Below are 16,834 nucleotides of genomic sequence, written 5' to 3' on the forward strand. Positions count from 1 at the left end.
GTTTTTATGCAAACACATTATTACGAACTTTTTTTTCAAACAGACAAGGAATATTTAGATTTATTCCTTGATCTTATTTTTTCTCTAGATATAGATGCCATAGAAGAAAAAAATGATGGTATTTATATACGATCAGAAGAAGATATAGAACTTATTCAAATAGCCTTACAAAATTTTCATCAAAAATTGTGTGAAAAATTTAACACTAAGATTTATTTTCATTCTACTTTAGAAAAAAAAGAAAATAAAAACTGGATAGAAGAATATAAAAAAGGCATACAAGCTTTAACTATTGACAATATTCACATTCATACCACTTGGCAAAAACCTATGCAAGATAAAATCAATATCATTATAGATCCTGCCTTAGCTTTTGGCTCAGGACATCATGAAAGCACTTATACTTGTATAGAATTTTTACAAAAATACACAGATAATTCCAAATTTTGCTTAGATGTAGGCTGTGGAAGTGGGATTTTAAGTATCATCATGGCAAAGCTTGGAGCTAAAGTACAAGCTTGTGATACAGATGAGCTAGCCATAGTTGCAAGCAAGGAAAATGCAAAATTAAATCAAGTTAGCTTTGATGATATTTGGGTAGGTTCTATTAATAAAAGCTTACATAAATATGATATAGTTGTGGCAAATATCATTGCTGATATTTTAATCATACTAGAAAAAGATCTTAAAGAAAAAACCAAAGAAGGTGGAATTTTAATCTTATCTGGTATTTTAAACAAATATGAAGAAAGAATTAAAGATAAATTCAAAGATTTGACTTTGTTAGAATGTAAACACAAAGGAGAATGGTTGAGTTTAGCTTACAAAAAGGAAACAAAATAATGAATAAAAAACCAAACGAACCAAAAGATAATCCAAACAATAATAGCTTTTTCAATAAAAACCCTATTTTTATTTTTACTATTTTTGCCATTGTGATGATTCTTTTATTTAAAGGATTTTCAGATGATGGTAGCATGGGTATTATGAGCGGAGAAAATACCAAAAAAGTTACTTATTCTGAATTAAAAACTTTAATTGAAAATAATCAAATTGCCCAAGTTAATATAGGTCAAACCACTATAAAAGCTGTGTCTAAAGCAGGAAATATGGTATATATTACTAAAAAAGTTCCAAATGATGCTACTTTTGTGCCTTTGCTTGATTCAAAAGGCGTTTCTTATGGAGCTTTTAATGAGAGTAATTGGTTTATAGATATCTTGCTTTCTTGGGTTTTACCGGTATTTATTTTCTTTGGTATATGGATGTTTTTAGCCTCTCGTATGCAAAAAAATATGGGTGGATCCATACTTGGTATAGGAAGCTCTAAAAAACTTGTAAATTCGGAAAAACCAAAAGTTAAATTCAATGATGTTGCAGGTGTCGAGGAAGCAAAAGAAGAAGTTAAAGAAATTGTTGATTTTTTAAAATATCCCGAAAGATATATCAATCTTGGAGCAAAAATTCCAAAAGGACTATTACTTGTAGGCCCTCCAGGTACAGGTAAAACTTTGCTTGCAAAAGCAGTAGCAGGTGAAGCTGATGTACCATTTTTTAGTGTATCAGGCTCATCTTTTATAGAAATGTTTGTAGGTGTTGGAGCTAGCAGAGTTAGAGATTTATTTGAAAATGCTAAAAAAGAAGCTCCAGCTATTGTATTTATAGATGAAATTGATGCCATAGGTAAATCACGTGCAGCAAGTGGTATGATGGGTGGAAATGACGAAAGAGAACAAACCTTAAATCAACTTCTAGCAGAAATGGATGGCTTTGGTACTGAAAGTTCGCCAGTAATCGTACTAGCAGCGACAAATCGTCCTGAAGTACTTGATGCAGCATTGCTTAGACCGGGACGCTTTGACAGACAAGTTTTAGTAGATAAGCCTGATTTTAAAGGTAGATGTGATATTTTAAAAGTTCATATGAAAGATGTTAAAATTTCGCCTGAAGTAAAGGTAGAAGATATCGCAAGATTAACAGCAGGTCTTGCGGGTGCTGATTTAGCAAATATCATTAACGAAGCAGCTTTACTTGCAGGTAGAGATTCTAAAAAACATGTAGAACAAAAAGACTTAGTTGAAGCAGTAGAAAGAGCTATAGCAGGACTTGAGAAAAAATCACGTAGAATTAATGATAAAGAGAAAAAAATCGTAACTTATCATGAATGCGGCCATGCTTTAATCGCTGAAACCACAAAAGGTGCTAAAAAAGTAAGTAAAGTTTCTGTTATACCGCGTGGTTTAGCAGCTTTAGGATATACACTCAATACCCCTGAAGAAAATAAATTTTTAATGCAAAAACATGAACTTTTAGCTGAAGTTGATGTGCTTTTAGGTGGGCGTGCAGCTGAAGAAATTTTCATTAAAGAAATTTCAACTGGTGCAAGCAATGACCTTGAACGTGCAACTGACATCATAAAAGCTATGATTTCTATGTATGGCATGAGCGAAATCGCAGGTTTAATGGTGCTTGAAAAACAAAGAAATACTTTCTTAAGTGGTGGACAAACTATCAAAGATTATTCTGATAAAATGGCCCAAGATTTAGATGAGTATGTAAAGAAAACCTTAGATGAACGCTATGCTGGTGTAAAAGAAATTTTAAAAGCTTATAGCGGTGCTATAGAAGTAATGGTACAAGCACTCTATGAAGAAGAAACTATTGATGGCGCTAAAGTAAGAGAGATTATTAAAAATTATGAAGAAGAAAATAATCTTCCAACGCGCTTAGAAGAAAAAGAGCAAGAAGCTACTAAGGATAACTAATGAAAACAAATTTTATTGCAAAGGCTGGCTGGAATTTACTCATAGCTCTAGCTATAGTTTTTGCAATAGCTCAATTTATATGGGGATTTTCTTGGCTTTTATGGTGTATTTTTATACTTTTTATTTGTCTTTTTAGAACTAGTAAAGTTAATTATATAGCAGATCCAAATACTATCATAGCTCCCATAGAAGGAAAAATAAAAAGCATTAAAACAAGCTCATATAAAGAGCTTGGCGAATGCATAGAGGTACAAATTATAAACAATATCATTCATCAAGGCAATATCATAGCTCCACTTGATATGGATATAGAAGAAACTAGGCTAAGGCGCGGGCTTTTTTTATGTCCATTTATGAAAAATACAAATTTAATGGGCGAAAGAATGCTATTTTTAGCACGCTCTAAAGGCAAACAATGTGCATTACGTATCATTTTTGGTGCTTTAAATAGAAAAGCTCATATTGATGATTTTGGTCATCATTTAAACCATGGACAAAATATTGGCTTTATGTTTGATGGCAGTGTGAGTTTATTGCTTCCAAAAGATACTAGAATTTGTGTAAATGAAAATGACAAAGTACGTATTGGTGCATTGATAGGGTATTTAAATCCATGAATTTTAAGTTAATTTATATTTTACCTAATCTTTTTACAGCTGCTTCAATATTTTTAGGCATTATTTCAGTAATTGCTTCTATTAATCAAAATTTTGATAAAGCATTAATTTATATCATTTTGTCATTAATTTGTGATGGTTTAGATGGACGCGTTGCAAGAGCTACAAATTCAACTTCTAAATTTGGAGTTGAGTTTGACTCACTAGCAGATCTAATAGCCTTTGGCGTAGCACCTGCTATGCTTTTTTATATGTGTATAGGTTATGAATATGGTCGTTTTGGTTCCTTAATAGCAGGTTTGTTTGTGGTTTTTGGTGCCATACGCTTAGCAAGATTTAATGTCACCACAGGCACTTATGAGCCTTCAGTTTTTATAGGACTTCCCATACCAACAGCAGCAGTTGTAAGTGCTTTATGGGTAAGTGCTTATTTATATTATGATTTTTTACATGATTTTTCTTTAATGATAGTATGTATTCAAATACTTTTAGCTTTTTTAATGGTAAGTAATATAAGATACCCTAGTTTTAAAAAAATCGATTTAAAACGTGCAAATGTTTTAAAAGTATTAATCCTTTTGGTAGTCTTATTCTCTATGCTTTATTTGTATTTTTTAGAAAGTGCATTAATCGTTGCAAGCTTATATGTGCTTTATGGAATCGCGCGCAGCTTTTTTACCTTAGCACGCAAATTTAAAAAAGATTAAATTTTATTTTCACTTCATTTTTTAATAATATACTTTTTATTATTTTAAAAAAGGAGTTAAAAAATGAATAAGAACAAATTATTCAGACAAATTCACATTTACATTAGCTTATTTTTCTTGCCACTAGCATTTTTATATGCTGTTACTGGTTTTGCTTATATAGCTGGTTTTGATGGAGAAAGTGGAGCTAAAATTCAAAGTCAAAAAGTTCAAGCCATTATCCAAGAAGGTGCTGAAGCTGAATTTTTAATTGATTTTTTAAAGAAAAATAACTTAAAACTTCCTTCATCTTTAGAACCAAAACTTAACAAAAAAGGTGATGGTATAGAGCTTGGTGCTATAAACTATACTGCAAGTATTGTTAAAATAGATGAAAATAACTATGAAATTATTACAAAAGAAAGAAGCTTACTTGGCAATATGATTTTACTTCATAAAGACAAAGGTATGTGGTACTTTTCTGTGCTTGGACTAGCTTTTGCGCTTGCTATGATAATTCTTTATATTTCAGGACTTTTAATCACTATCATAGCTATACGCAAAGACAGAGGCAAACAAATCGCAGTTTTAGGCACTGGTTTTGTTATAACTTTAATCATAGCTTATCTTAGTGTATAAATTTAAGGTATATCTTATAAACAATAAGATATACTTTCCCTTTTAATGCGGACAGATGGGTGAGTGGCTGAAACCACACCCCTGCTAAGGGTGCAGATCTTAACGGGTCTCGAGGGTTCAAATCCCTCTCTGTCCGCCACCTTAAAAATTCATTTTCTTTCATATATTTTAATAGTTTCTATTGTTATAATTAATACTATCAAACTTAATAAATCTAAAGGCAAGCTTCACATACTATGCAAATTTATGCTTCTATTGATTTGAAATCTTTTTACGCTTCAGCTGAATGTGTTTTAAGAAATCTAGATCCTTTAACAACTAATCTTATTGTAGCAGATGAATCAAGAACAGATAAAACCATCATACTAGCAGTTTCACCTGCGCTGAAAACTTACAATATACCCGGTAGGTTAAGGCTTTTTGAGTTTAAACAAAAAATCCATTCAATCAATCAAGAAAGACTAAAACAAACTCAAAAACACCGCTTTAAAGCTAAAAGTTTTGATACATTAGAACTTGAAAATGATTTAAATTTAGAATTAGATTACATCATCGCTAAACCTAGAATGGCAACTTATATAGAATTTAGCACAAAAATATACAGCATTTATTTGAAGTATTTTGATGCAAAAGATATCCATATATACTCTATTGATGAAGTTTTTATCGATCTTGGTTCTTATCTTGAAAAATACAAACTTTCAGCTTATGAGCTACTTACTAAGGTTTTACTTGATATTTTACATACAAGTAAAATCACCGCAACAGCAGGCATAGGCACAAATTTATACTTAGCTAAAATCTCCATGGATATACTTGCTAAAAGACAAAAAGTAGATGAAAATGGCTTGCTTATAGCCTTTTTAGATGAAAAATTATACAGATATAAATTATGGCAGCATAAACCTTTAAAAGATTTTTGGCGTATAGGTAAAGGCATTGCCTTAAAACTTGCGAATTTAAACATTCATACTATGGGAGATCTTGCAAGATTTTCTTTAAAACACGAAGCTTTGCTTTATAAACACTTTGGTGTTAATGCTGAATTATTAATCGATCATGCATGGGGTATTGAAACTTGCACGATGAAAGATATTAAAAACTACAAATCGCAAAATCACTCTAAAGTCATGGCTAAAGTTTTGCCTTTTGCATATGATAATAATCAAACAATAAAAGTTTTAAAAGAGCTTGTGGATCATTTAGTACTTGAACTTATTCAAAATAACCTTAAAACAAACCATATCACACTAGATATACAATATGATAAAAGCAATTTAGAAAATTCAAGTTTTTTGGGTTCTTACAAAGGAGCTATCACTAAAGATAGTTATGGAAGAACTATACCTAAAAATGCTCATGGAAGTATAAATTTAGAAAATTTTACCCATTCTTTAAAAATCATCAATAAAAAAGCCTTAGAGCTTTTTTGCAAAATCAGCGATAAAAACTTAAGCATTAGAAAAATCAGCCTAAGTTTAAATAATATCACAGATAAAGCACAAGAAAATTTCCAAGAATTAAATTTATTTAGTGATTTTAATGCAATTTTACAAGAAAAAAATCAACTTGAAAAAGAAGAAAAACTCCAAAAAGCAAGACTTCAAATCATGCAAAAATTTGGTAAAAAGGCTATTTTAAAAGCTTCAAGCTTAAATAATGAAACTAAAGAAATTACTTCTTTAATAGGAGGTCATAATGCATGATGATTATAAAGATATAATAGATATAAAGTATCAAAAATCAAAACAATTCCCACTAATGTCAAGAGAAAAAAGAGCGGCACAATTTGCTCCATTTTCAGTACTAAATGGTTTTAGTAAAGCGATTTTAAAAACGCAAAAAGATATGGAAAAAGCATTAGAAAATAGCAAATATCAAGAAGAAAGCTAAATTCTTCTTGATAAAATTTTATTTTACATTAGAGTATTTTTCAAACTCTCCGCTTTCATCGATTTCATTACCATAAAGTTTATGTAATTCATAGTAGTATTTTACAAATTCCTTACACTCTTCATCAAGTGGTAAAAATACCTCATCTTCTAAAACACAAAATTCTTCTAAATAATTTTTAGCATCTTCTTTTAGCATATAATGTCTTGCTAGCTTATAATAATTTTGCATAAACACAGCCTTAAAGGCTTCATAAGCTTCCTCATCAAATTTAATGTTTAATTTCTCATTTGCAAAAGATAACACCCCTGATTTAAACAACAATGATAAATGAATCAAACCTTCTGTATAATAAGGCTTAACCTCCTCTACTCTCTGCCAAGCGATCAATCCTATAGCCCTTTTAATAAGCTCATAAAATACAGGAAGCTTTAAATCATCTTCTTCATGTAAGAAGAAATTTACAAGCCCACCCGCAGTAGCTTTAAACTCTTCTATATTTTTAAACACGCCACTTTCATTCATTTTCTTTTCGCTATCATTTGCCACAAAGAAAATATGCCCAAACTCATGACCTATAGTGGAAACTTCATAAATTCTTTTCCATAATTTTTCATTATAAAATAAAATTTCTCTACCATAATCTAAAAATTCTTTTTCAAATACCATAGAAGAAAGCTTCATAAAAGGTTTGGTTTTAGCATTTTCATAAACATAATTTAAAAAAGCAAAGATCTTTTTACCTGCTATATTGCTTACATACTCATCATTTGGCACTACTTGAGCAGAAAAAAGCCCCTTAAGCTCTGCTCCATAAAAAATCATAGGCATACAAATATAAAGCTGAGTTTTTTCAAGATTAAAATTTACCTCATCAAACAAAGCTTCATCTTCTTCATCTAAATTTGCATACACCATTGCAAAGCTTTCTTTGATTTTATCTTTAAACTCGCTCCCATTAAAATCACTCACATCTTCTAAACGTATATCCCACTCAAGTGCTACTGCATGTGTATAAGAGTCCTCATAGTATTCTAAAGGATGACCAATTTGTAATGGACATTTTACTTCCATCCACGCAAGCTCTGCTTCTTGCCATTTTTTAACTACTTCATTATTATCTTTTTCACAAAATGCAAATTTTAATTTTTCTATATAATCAATATAAGCATTTTTTTCATCATCTAGCGCACAATTTCTTAGTTTTTCTAAAAGTTTATCAAACTCATATTCAAGCTTTAAAACTTCATTTTCAAAAGCTTTTGCATAAGGTAAAAATCTCCAAAGTGTTCCTATTTTAACTAAAGCCCCATAGCTTCTTTCGCAAATTTCACCATCTTGATTAAGCTGATAAAGCTCATTTTGTTTTAAAAACTCCAAAGCATCGCTTAAATTTGGAAATTGTTCTTTTAAGATTTTATTATTTGTATCTAAAATTTGCTTGCTCCAAACAAGCTCAAAAGAATTCATAACTACACCTATATTATGCACACCTTGAACTAAAGCCAAATAAAACTCATCAAGTAAATTTTTACTCTTAATCTCATCGATTAAATCTTGGTGTTCTACTTCATAAAAGGCTCTTACCAAAGAAAAAACTTTATATTTTATTTGAGAAATTTCTTCTTCATTTAAACCTTTTTTCTCAAGTTCTTGGACTAAATTTTCCTCTTTTAAATCCACCAAACGACGCAACATTGCCAAAACATTGCTTTTTTCATTTTCAAGATTAGCTAGTTCTAAAGCTCTATCTATCAAAGGATGACTTTGATTAGTTTGAAGTATATTATAAAGACTATTGATATTTTGTTTCCTATTTTTCACAATTTTTGCTATTTGCTTAAAATCATTCATTTTTTACCTTTCTTTATTTTTAAAACTTAATTATAATGTTTTTTTTAAAACACAAGGAGAATGTATGAAAGATATGGGAGAACCTAAGCTAAGAGTTATAGCTATGCCAAGCAATACAAACCCCGCTGGTAATATCTTTGGTGGTTGGATCATGTCACAAATTGATCTAGCTGGAGCCATTGCCGCAAGGGAGCTTTCTCCGCAAAGAGTAGTAACCGTAGCAGTGGATAAAATCATTTTTAAGGAGCCAATTTTCGTAGGCGATTTGGTATCTTGCTATGCAAAAATAATCAAAGCAGGTAATACATCCATCACCGTAGAAGTAGAAGTAGTTACTCAAAGAGCTAATGAATATGGTCGTGTGTATTGTATGCATGTAACCTCAGCTGTAGTAACTTATGTGAGCGTAGATAAAGATGGAAATAAATTTCCTATTGATGCGGATTTAAAAAGATTACATGGCTTTTAATATGTTTTATTGTATTTTTAAAAAACTTTTTATATCATCATAAAAAACTTTCTAAGGCTTATATATGCGTGGATATAAAATATTTTCTGGTTCAGCAAATGAGGAATTTGCTAAAAAAATCTCAAAATACCTTTCATTGCCTCTAAGCAATGCGGGTGTGAAGCGTTTTAGCGATGGTGAAATTAGTATTCAAATAGATGAAAGCGTACGTGGTAAAGATGTGTTTATCATACAAAGCACTTGTGCTCCAACAAATGATAATCTAATGGAGCTTTTAATCATGACAGATGCATTGCGTCGCTCAAGTGCAAGCTCTATCACGGCTATCATCCCTTATTTTGGCTATGCTAGACAAGATAGAAAAGCAAGCCCTAGAGTGCCAATTACTGCAAAATTAGTAGCAAATCTTATAGAATCAGCAGGAGTGGATAGAGTAGCTACCATAGACTTACATGCTGGACAAATTCAAGGCTTTTTTGATATACCTGTGGATAATCTTTATGGAAGTATTATTTTTAATGATTATATCAAAAATAAAAACTACAAAAATCCTATCATCGCAAGTCCTGACATAGGTGGTATAGCAAGAGCTAGAAGCGTAGCAAAAGCTTTAGGACTTGATATAGTTATAGTAGATAAAAGACGCGAAAAAGCTAATGAAAGCGAAGTAATGAATGTCATCGGCGATGTAAAAGATAAAGAAGTGATCTTAGTAGATGATATCATCGATACAGCAGGAACCATAGTAAAAGCTGCTGAAGTATTTAAAAGCAAAGGCGCAAAGTCAGTTATAGCTTGCTGTACTCACCCTGTACTTAGTGGCGTAGCTTATGAAAGAATAGCTAAAGATGCGCTTGATGAGCTAGTAGTAACTGACACTATACCTTTAAAACAACAAATGGATAAAATCAAAGTCCTAAGCGTAGCACCTATTTTTGGAGAGGTAATACGCAGAGTTTATCACAATGAAAGTGTGAATTCTTTATTTGTATAAATTCTTTGCAAGGTTATCCTTGCAAAGAATTATTCTGTAAAGCTTGGAATGTATTTTAAAACTTCTTTTCTAAGCTCTTCATTTTCTCTTAATAATTTTAAAACCGATTTTGTATAAGTATCTTTTGTTTTGCCTACTTTACTTAAAAATACACCATTTTCAAGAATTCCTTTTTGATTAAATATTTTTAATAATTCATCATAGTCTTTACTTTCATATACAGAATTAAATTTATTTTCAATATCTTTATGTAAGTTTTCAAAACCTATTAGTTGCTCCAAAGAACTAATCTTTTCTTGTATTTGTTTGGGTGTTTTTGATTCTTTAAATATAGATTTTAATTTATGTTTTACTTCTTTTTCTAATTTTTCTGAAATTTGATTTTGTAGAACATTTTTAAATTTTGTTTCAAAGATATAATCTTTTACTTCTTCAAATTTTTCTCTTGCGTCTGATTGTTCTAAAATAGCCAAAATAATACATTCTAATAAAAATAAATTTTCTACTTCAGCTACTTCTAAAACCTTCACTTGATTTTTATTTGCACTATCTATTTCTTCTTGTGTTCTAAAATCTCTATCTATAATCCCATAAGCATTAAAACCATGCAAGGCATTTTGTTCGTTGAAAGTTTTTGTATAGTTTAAAACATTTTCACAACTACTACATGGTATGATTTGATATTGTGGATATAGTATGCTATAAATTTTAGTGTCTAAACTTTCACTTTTTCCCTCTACAAATAAAATATCTCTTCTAGCACCTAAAAGTTTTAAAAATAATTCTTGCGGTATATCGTTTTTTTCTATTTTTTCTATTTCCCATTTTTGCCCATTGTAGGATTTAATCCAAAATTTATCCGCTTCTATATGATTTGCAGCAAAATTTAAATCATGCGTTATGTATATAAATAAACAATCTTGCCTATGCTTTTCTAAAACACTCCAAAGCCTGTTAGTTAAAGATGGATGTAAGTGTAATTCTGGCTCATCGATTAAGATAATTTTTTCTTCAATACACAAAACATACATTATCAAGTATAATAAAGCTCTTTCTCCATCGCTCATTTTTCTAACATCATAACTATTACCTATATTAGAAATAAAACATAAAAATTCATCTTTTATAAGATCTATTTTTCTATGAGGAAAAATTTCTTTCCATATATTTATAGTTTTATCTGTAATATTTTCAGTTGCAATACTGTTTTTATGTTCTCGCCTTAGTTGTTCTTGTTCGTAAGCTAAAAAATAACCCAAAAGTTTATCATAATCACTACAAAGTTTTGTTGTTGCATTTAAATGACCGTTGTATTTATAATAAAAAATATCATAACTAGGATGCGGATCAATATATCCTTTAAACAAATTATTTTTAGCTTGTTTATAATTATATCTTGTTATATGCTCCGGTATAGTCGTGTCTCTTTGAGCTGGAATTCTATATAAATTTCCATATTCTTTTTCCATCCAAGCTCCAAGTCTACTTTTACCTGAGCCATTAGCACCTACGATTATGATAGAATTTGCATTTGTTTTAAATTCTTTTTTATCTCCATTTTCATCAGGTAAATAATAAATATATTCTTCCATCTTAATTCCTTAATAATGCTATATATTCACTTTGTTTTTCGTTTAAGACTTTAAAAGTGCTTATCATGTAAGAAAATTTCATCATCACTTAAACTATAAAGTTCTTTAACTAATAAAGCATTTTTGGCTAGAGTTTTATAAATTTCATTATTTTGAATTTCTTCATAAAAATTCATAGAACAACTTTAGTATTTTTAAAATGATAACAAAAAGAACTTTTTAAAATGCTAAGAAATACTATCAAGCTTTATAATGAATTTAAATTTAGAATTAATAAAAACATTACCATCTATCTAAAAAGAAGCCTTCCTTGAAGTCTTATCAATAATAAGAAGCCTTTGATGAAATTATATTATTAAAATACTAAATTCTAATAAATCAAAATACATACTATGAAAAATTAATTTTGGTGGAGACGAGGGGAATTGAACCCCTGTCCAAAAATAAAACAACCACGGCATCTACATGCTTAGCAAAGGTGAAAACTTCATCTAGCCAAACTCACCTTCCAAAATTTCAAGCTAGACTAAGACTTTAACTTCAATCAAAACTTGTCAAATTTCAATCTACACTATCAAAAATGACCAAATTCTAAGCTAGATAGTATCACTTAAAATTCAGGCTCAACTGAACTTACGCAGCTTTAGCGTAAGCAGGAGCAAATTTAACGTTGTTTGCGTTTAATTTTAATTTGAGCTTTATACGCTTTGCTCAAAGCGACATGCCACCAAGGCCACTCTACTCCTGTCGAAGCCAAGTCGTCCCCGTTATTTAGAAATTTTATCAGGAACATTTGCAATTTGAGGGTTAAATACGCTTAAAAAAGAAGCATTTTTTTCATAATCACTGCAATATCTATCAAGCTGCTCACCCACTAAAAACATCCAATCCACAAATTCATCGCTAGCAGGCCCATCAAATTTAGCTGCTTCTTGCATAATTTCCTCACAGAATGTGCAAAAATTTACAATTTCATCTAAATTTAATCTTTTAGCAGCCCAAACTACATTGTGGATATTTTGCTCTAAGTCTTTTAAAGCTTCTTTGTATTTTGAGCTATCACTGCTTAGCTTTACTATCAAAGGCTCTAAAACATCGCAAAGACTTCTAAAAAAATACAAAAAACGCTCGATTTCTTCAAGCTCGTAATCTAACTCTAATTGCTCTAAAATTCCCATAAAAACTTCTATAATCTAAGTTTAAATGTTTATTTTAGCAAATTTTAGATAAAATTAAAATTTCTTACAAAATAAAATGGAAAAAATATGGATAGAATCGTAGAGATTGAAAAATTCTCCCCTGATGAAACTTATGAAACAAGTCTTAGACCTTCAAATTTTGATGGCTACATAGGACAAGAAAACATTAAAAAAAATTTAGAAATTTTTATCAAAGCTGCTAAAAAAAGAAATGAATGTTTAGATCATATCCTTTTTAGTGGGCCTGCAGGACTTGGTAAAACAACTTTAGCAAACATTATCTCATATGAAATGAATGCAAATATCAAAACTACTGCTGCACCCATGATAGAAAAAAGCGGAGATTTAGCTGCGATTTTAACTAATCTTAGCGAGGGAGATATTTTATTTATCGATGAAATTCATCGCTTAAGTCCTGCCATAGAAGAAGTGCTTTACCCTGCTATGGAAGATTTTCGTCTTGATATTATTATAGGTAGTGGTCCTGCTGCACAAACAATCAAAATCGATTTGCCCAAATTTACTTTAATAGGTGCTACTACAAGAGCAGGTATGCTAAGCAATCCTTTACGCGATCGCTTTGGTATGCAATTTCGCTTGGAATTTTATAAAAATGAAGAGCTTGCTATTATTTTAGAAAAAGCAGCTCTAAAGCTTAATAAAACTTGTGAAAAAAAAGCTTCTTTGGAAATAGCCAAACGCAGTCGCTCAACCCCAAGGATTGCTTTAAGATTGCTTAAGCGTGTAAGAGACTTTGCTGATGTAAATGATGAGGAAATCATTAGCGAAAAAAGAGCTAAAGAAGCACTTGATTCTTTAGGGGTAAATGAGCTTGGTTTTGACGCGATGGATTTGCGGTATTTAGAGCTTTTAACTGAAGCTAAAAGAAAACCTATAGGACTTTCTAGTATAGCTGCAGCATTAAGTGAAGATGAAAATACCATAGAAGATGTGATAGAGCCATATTTACTAGCAAATGGCTATATAGAAAGAACAGCCAAAGGTCGCATTGCAAGCTTAAAAAGCTTTGATGTTTTAAAATTAAAATACAACAAGGGTTTATTTGATGAAAAGTAGTAATTTTTTCTTGATTAGTTTTATTTTAATCATTTTATTTTGGGTACTTTTTTTGTTTAAACCTTTTTTGATGAATATAGCCATAGCAAGTTTAATGGCTGTTTCTACTTCTAATGTTAATGTTAAATTCTTAAGTATTTTCAAAGGTAAAAAAGTCGTTGCAGCAGCAGCTACTACTGCTTTTATGTTAGCTTTATTTTTTATCCCTTTTGTATATGCTATTATAGAACTAGCAAAGGCTGCAAAAGGTTTTGATATAAGCTATTTTCACAATACCATAGAATATTTTAAAAATTATTCCCTACACCTACCTGAATCTTTAAGTTTTATAGAACCTAAAATCAAAGAAGCATTAGCAAGTATTGACTTAAATTCTATCTCTAAAAATGTTTTAACCTATCTTTCAAGCGCAACTAAATTTGGCACTAAATTTCTAACTGATATGGTATTAATTTGCGTGTTTTATTTCTTTGCTAATCTTTATGGAGCCCAACTCATTGGCTATATAAAAAGCATAGTACCTATGAAAAAAGAAGAAACTCAAGGCATTTTAAGCGAAGTGAGTAATGTAATGTCTGTGGTGTTTTACTCTATGGTGTTAAATGCTATTTTACAAGGGGTGCTTTTTGCTATCATTACTAAATTTTATGGTTATGATGCGATTTTAATGGGGATATTATTTTGCTTTAGCTCTTTAATCCCTGTGGTAGGTGGGGCCTTAGTTTATATACCTGTTTCTTTATATGAATTTGCAAATAACAATTTAAGCGGTGCTTTAGTGATTTTCATTTATAGCGTGATAATGATATCTTTTATCGCAGATACTTTAGTAAAACCCTATATCATTAAATGGATCAATGAAAAACTTGTTCAAATTCCAACGCAAATTAACGAACTTTTAATTTTCTTTGCGATGATAGCAGGAATTTCAAGTTTTGGCTTTTGGGGTATTATCCTTGGACCTGCTATTTTAACTTTCTTTATTTCTACTTTAAAATTATATGTGATTTTAAAAGAAAAGCATTTTGTATAAAAGCGATTATTTTTCAATAATCGCTAAAATTTCTTCTTCGCTTGTAAGTTTTTTATTATATTTAATCACTAAAAATTTAGAGTTTTTATACACATCTAAAACTCCATTTATACCTTTAATATTATTTAAATCATGTTTTGTTTCTAAAGATAAATAGACATTTTTAAAATCTGCCGGACTTTGTAAAAACAAAAGTAACACAAACCAAATTACAGACAAAGCTATCAAAATAAAAGCAAGAGTAACTAAACTAAAATGGTGTAAAAAATACCCTCCAACGACACCACCTAAAAAGCTTCCAAAATAGCCAAAAGCATTAAACACACCCAAAGCCGCACCTTTTTCATTTACCTTAGCAAATTTACTCGCACAACTTTGCATAATAGGCTCATGTAAATTAAATCCTATAAAAAACACTACAACACCCACCATAAACACTAAAGCATTATGTGAAAAAGCAAATATAATATAAGCAATGATGAAAAATGCCACACCTAAAAGCAATATTTCTTTGCTTAAGCCTCTTTTTTCTCCTAAAGATCCTGATAAACCCATAGCTAAAAACCCAAGCACCATAGAGCTAACATAAACATGCCATAAATTCTCACTTGGGTAATTAAACTCATGTACTAAAACCAAAGGAATACTTAAAAACGCAATACTCATAAGCATTTTTTGCATACAATTAGTAAGATTCATCAAAGCTAAGTTTTTTTCTTTTAGAAGTTTTTTTAATGGGGTTTTAGTATTTTCATGTACTATTGTATGCTCTTTTGGCACAACGCTAAATAAAAGCACGATACAAATTAAACTCAAAATCGCACTTAAATCAAACAAACTTGAAAGTCCAAATTTAGCACTCATTAAAGGAGAAAGCACCAAAGAAGCTGCAAAAGAAAGTCCTATAAATGAACCCATGATAGCCATAGCCTTACCACGATTTTCTTCATTGATAAAATCACTTATCATAGCAGTAGCTACTGCTCCTATGGCCCCTGCTCCTTGTAAAAGCCTTCCAAACATCATCGTATAAATATCATCAGCATACGAACACACCAAAGAACCTATGATAAACACCACAAGTCCTATTAACATAGTTTTTTTACGCCCTATTTTATCTGAAATGATTCCAAAAGGAACTTGCAATGCCATTTGGGTTAGAGCATACACACCTACTAAAAGCCCTACTAAAAACTCATTGGCTCCTTTTAAATTTAAAGCATATAAACTTAAAACCGGTAAAACTATAAACAATCCAAAAAATCTAGTTCCTACAATAAAAGACAAAGGTAAAACGGTTTTTAACATCTTTTCTCCTTATAAAGGATAATTTTACTATGATTTTGATAAACTTTTTTTAAAGTCAAAACAAAAAGAGTAATTTATGAAGAAAAAATTAAAAATCATTCTAGCAACTTCTAACGCACACAAAGTAGAAGAAATCAAAAAATTTTTAACTACTTACGAAATTTATGCCTTAAATGAAATCATCACTCCTTTTGAAATCATCGAAGATGGCACAAGTTTTAAAGAAAATGCTTTGATAAAATCTAAAGCTATTTTTAATGCTTTAGGCAAAAAACAAGATGAATTTATCACCTTAAGTGATGATAGTGGTATAAGCGTAGAGGCTTTAGACAATGCACCAGGGATTTTTTCTGCAAGATACTCTCAAGAAGGCACTGATGAGGCCAATAGAAACAAACTCATCCAATCTTTACATGAAAAAAACTTACATCAAAGCAAAGCTTTTTACACTGCAGCCATAGCCATAAGCTCAAAATATGGACATTTTAGCACGCATGGATATATGCATGGCCTTGCTATTGATACTCCAAGAGGTAATAATGGCTTTGGATATGATCCTTTATTTATCCCAAAGGGTTTTGATAAAACTTTAGGTGAATTAGATGAGCAAGTAAAATTAAAAATTTCACACCGCTCACAAGCGCTAATGTTTGCTACTTATATCTTAAGAGCATTAGAAAAAATGGAGCATTGATGAAACAATTTATA

Annotated in this window: 16 protein-coding genes, 1 tRNA gene, 1 other RNA gene and 1 pseudogene; 13 read left to right on the forward strand and 6 right to left on the reverse strand. The window is 30.4% G+C overall.

What is annotated here, in order from left to right; translation table 11 throughout:
• Window positions 1-6 precede the first annotated feature (6 nt).
• From CAMP5060_RS05235 to CAMP5060_RS05270, 8 genes are all read left to right on the forward strand, one after another.
• A complete protein-coding gene (locus CAMP5060_RS05235) occupies window positions 7-843 on the forward strand; it encodes a 50S ribosomal protein L11 methyltransferase (RefSeq protein ID WP_214100190.1) in 837 nt (278 codons plus the stop codon).
• Window positions 843-2,765 (forward strand): ATP-dependent zinc metalloprotease FtsH, encoded by a 1,923-nt coding sequence (gene ftsH, locus CAMP5060_RS05240; RefSeq protein WP_337218020.1) that lies wholly within the window; start codon window positions 843-845, stop codon window positions 2,763-2,765. The genes CAMP5060_RS05235 and ftsH overlap by 1 nt, the downstream gene beginning before the upstream one ends.
• On the forward strand, window positions 2,765-3,382 hold the full coding sequence (locus tag CAMP5060_RS05245) for a phosphatidylserine decarboxylase (protein WP_337218021.1): 618 nt from the start codon (window positions 2,765-2,767) through the stop codon (window positions 3,380-3,382). Before ftsH ends, CAMP5060_RS05245 begins: the two co-directional genes overlap by 1 nt.
• The gene (gene pssA, locus CAMP5060_RS05250) at window positions 3,379-4,089 is read left to right on the forward strand and encodes a CDP-diacylglycerol--serine O-phosphatidyltransferase (protein ID WP_337218022.1); all 711 of its coding nucleotides are present in this window, start codon (window positions 3,379-3,381) and stop codon (window positions 4,087-4,089) included. The genes CAMP5060_RS05245 and pssA overlap by 4 nt, the downstream gene beginning before the upstream one ends.
• A 63-nt stretch (window positions 4,090-4,152) precedes the next feature.
• Complete coding sequence (locus CAMP5060_RS05255) at window positions 4,153-4,707, forward strand: PepSY-associated TM helix domain-containing protein (RefSeq protein WP_214135948.1); 555 nt, start codon at window positions 4,153-4,155, stop codon at window positions 4,705-4,707.
• A 49-nt stretch (window positions 4,708-4,756) separates the two neighbouring features.
• A tRNA-Ser gene (locus CAMP5060_RS05260) sits at window positions 4,757-4,846 on the forward strand.
• Window positions 4,847-4,943: 97 nt separating this feature from the next.
• Window positions 4,944-6,413, forward strand: coding sequence for a Y-family DNA polymerase (locus tag CAMP5060_RS05265; protein ID WP_337218023.1), 1,470 nt, complete (start codon window positions 4,944-4,946; stop codon window positions 6,411-6,413).
• Entirely contained in the window at window positions 6,406-6,600 is a 195-nt protein-coding gene (locus tag CAMP5060_RS05270; protein ID WP_214135946.1) for a hypothetical protein, read from the forward strand. Before CAMP5060_RS05265 ends, CAMP5060_RS05270 begins: the two co-directional genes overlap by 8 nt.
• A gap of 18 nt (window positions 6,601-6,618) precedes the next feature.
• Here CAMP5060_RS05270 and ciaB read toward each other — a convergent pair whose 3' ends face one another.
• Window positions 6,619-8,454, reverse strand: coding sequence for an invasion protein CiaB (gene ciaB, locus CAMP5060_RS05275; RefSeq protein WP_337218024.1), 1,836 nt, complete (start codon window positions 8,452-8,454; stop codon window positions 6,619-6,621).
• A gap of 64 nt (window positions 8,455-8,518) precedes the next feature.
• Between ciaB and CAMP5060_RS05280 the strand changes: the two genes are divergently transcribed.
• Together CAMP5060_RS05280 and CAMP5060_RS05285 are read left to right on the forward strand one after the other, a co-directional pair.
• Entirely contained in the window at window positions 8,519-8,923 is a 405-nt protein-coding gene (locus CAMP5060_RS05280) for an acyl-CoA thioesterase (RefSeq protein WP_039619080.1), read from the forward strand.
• A gap of 64 nt (window positions 8,924-8,987) precedes the next feature.
• The gene (locus CAMP5060_RS05285) at window positions 8,988-9,917 is read left to right on the forward strand and encodes a ribose-phosphate pyrophosphokinase (protein WP_039619082.1); all 930 of its coding nucleotides are present in this window, start codon (window positions 8,988-8,990) and stop codon (window positions 9,915-9,917) included.
• Window positions 9,918-9,946: 29 nt separating this feature from the next.
• On the opposite strand, the gene CAMP5060_RS05290 is transcribed toward CAMP5060_RS05285, so the two are convergent.
• The 4 genes and pseudogenes from CAMP5060_RS05290 to CAMP5060_RS05305 all read right to left on the reverse strand — a co-directional run bounded on the left by CAMP5060_RS05290 (window position 9,947) and on the right by CAMP5060_RS05305 (window position 12,687).
• Window positions 9,947-11,509: a DUF4435 domain-containing protein gene (locus CAMP5060_RS05290; protein ID WP_337218025.1), complete on the reverse strand. Its 1,563-nt coding sequence runs from the start codon at window positions 11,507-11,509 to the stop codon at window positions 9,947-9,949.
• A gap of 1 nt (window position 11,510) precedes the next feature.
• Window positions 11,511-11,673: pseudogene (locus CAMP5060_RS05295) on the reverse strand (hypothetical protein); the annotation flags it as partial.
• A gap of 243 nt (window positions 11,674-11,916) precedes the next feature.
• Window positions 11,917-12,275, reverse strand: a transfer-messenger RNA (tmRNA) gene (gene ssrA / locus CAMP5060_RS05300).
• Between the two features lies 1 nt (window position 12,276).
• On the reverse strand, window positions 12,277-12,687 hold the full coding sequence (locus CAMP5060_RS05305; RefSeq protein ID WP_261545132.1) for a histidine phosphotransferase: 411 nt from the start codon (window positions 12,685-12,687) through the stop codon (window positions 12,277-12,279).
• An 87-nt stretch (window positions 12,688-12,774) separates the two neighbouring features.
• On the opposite strand from CAMP5060_RS05305, the gene ruvB reads away from it, so the two are divergent.
• Window positions 12,775-13,785, forward strand: coding sequence for a Holliday junction branch migration DNA helicase RuvB (gene ruvB / locus CAMP5060_RS05310; RefSeq protein WP_039619088.1), 1,011 nt, complete (start codon window positions 12,775-12,777; stop codon window positions 13,783-13,785).
• Entirely contained in the window at window positions 13,775-14,818 is a 1,044-nt protein-coding gene (locus CAMP5060_RS05315; RefSeq protein WP_337218026.1) for an AI-2E family transporter, read from the forward strand. The genes ruvB and CAMP5060_RS05315 overlap by 11 nt, the downstream gene beginning before the upstream one ends.
• A gap of 6 nt (window positions 14,819-14,824) precedes the next feature.
• On the opposite strand, the gene CAMP5060_RS05320 is transcribed toward CAMP5060_RS05315, so the two are convergent.
• Window positions 14,825-16,126: an MFS transporter gene (locus tag CAMP5060_RS05320; protein WP_214135942.1), complete on the reverse strand. Its 1,302-nt coding sequence runs from the start codon at window positions 16,124-16,126 to the stop codon at window positions 14,825-14,827.
• A gap of 76 nt (window positions 16,127-16,202) precedes the next feature.
• On the opposite strand from CAMP5060_RS05320, the gene rdgB reads away from it, so the two are divergent.
• Window positions 16,203-16,820, forward strand: coding sequence for an RdgB/HAM1 family non-canonical purine NTP pyrophosphatase (gene rdgB / locus CAMP5060_RS05325; protein ID WP_214100198.1), 618 nt, complete (start codon window positions 16,203-16,205; stop codon window positions 16,818-16,820).
• Window positions 16,821-16,834: the final 14 nt, after the last annotated feature.

The sequence above is a fragment of the Campylobacter sp. 1569 genome, from assembly GCF_024723675.1.
Lineage (GTDB): Bacteria > Campylobacterota > Campylobacteria > Campylobacterales > Campylobacteraceae > Campylobacter_D > Campylobacter_D jejuni_C.

Excerpts from the sequence above, each read along its gene's own strand:
- CAMP5060_RS05305 (WP_261545132.1), bottom strand. The coding sequence starts at position 12,687 with ATGGGAATTTTAGAGCAATTAGAGTTAGATTACGAGCTTGAAGAAATC.
- CAMP5060_RS05265 (WP_337218023.1), top strand. The coding sequence starts at position 4,944 with ATGCAAATTTATGCTTCTATTGATTTGAAATCTTTTTACGCTTCAGCT.
- pssA (WP_337218022.1), top strand. The coding sequence starts at position 3,379 with ATGAATTTTAAGTTAATTTATATTTTACCTAATCTTTTTACAGCTGCT.
- CAMP5060_RS05290 (WP_337218025.1), bottom strand. The coding sequence starts at position 11,509 with ATGGAAGAATATATTTATTATTTACCTGATGAAAATGGAGATAAAAAA.
- CAMP5060_RS05235 (WP_214100190.1), top strand. The coding sequence starts at position 7 with ATGCAAACACATTATTACGAACTTTTTTTTCAAACAGACAAGGAATAT.
- ciaB (WP_337218024.1), bottom strand. The coding sequence starts at position 8,454 with ATGAATGATTTTAAGCAAATAGCAAAAATTGTGAAAAATAGGAAACAA.
- CAMP5060_RS05315 (WP_337218026.1), top strand. The coding sequence starts at position 13,775 with ATGAAAAGTAGTAATTTTTTCTTGATTAGTTTTATTTTAATCATTTTA.
- ruvB (WP_039619088.1), top strand. The coding sequence starts at position 12,775 with ATGGATAGAATCGTAGAGATTGAAAAATTCTCCCCTGATGAAACTTAT.
- CAMP5060_RS05320 (WP_214135942.1), bottom strand. The coding sequence starts at position 16,126 with ATGTTAAAAACCGTTTTACCTTTGTCTTTTATTGTAGGAACTAGATTT.
- CAMP5060_RS05245 (WP_337218021.1), top strand. The coding sequence starts at position 2,765 with ATGAAAACAAATTTTATTGCAAAGGCTGGCTGGAATTTACTCATAGCT.
- CAMP5060_RS05255 (WP_214135948.1), top strand. The coding sequence starts at position 4,153 with ATGAATAAGAACAAATTATTCAGACAAATTCACATTTACATTAGCTTA.
- ftsH (WP_337218020.1), top strand. The coding sequence starts at position 843 with ATGAATAAAAAACCAAACGAACCAAAAGATAATCCAAACAATAATAGC.
- CAMP5060_RS05280 (WP_039619080.1), top strand. The coding sequence starts at position 8,519 with ATGAAAGATATGGGAGAACCTAAGCTAAGAGTTATAGCTATGCCAAGC.
- rdgB (WP_214100198.1), top strand. The coding sequence starts at position 16,203 with ATGAAGAAAAAATTAAAAATCATTCTAGCAACTTCTAACGCACACAAA.
- CAMP5060_RS05285 (WP_039619082.1), top strand. The coding sequence starts at position 8,988 with ATGCGTGGATATAAAATATTTTCTGGTTCAGCAAATGAGGAATTTGCT.
- CAMP5060_RS05270 (WP_214135946.1), top strand. The coding sequence starts at position 6,406 with ATGCATGATGATTATAAAGATATAATAGATATAAAGTATCAAAAATCA.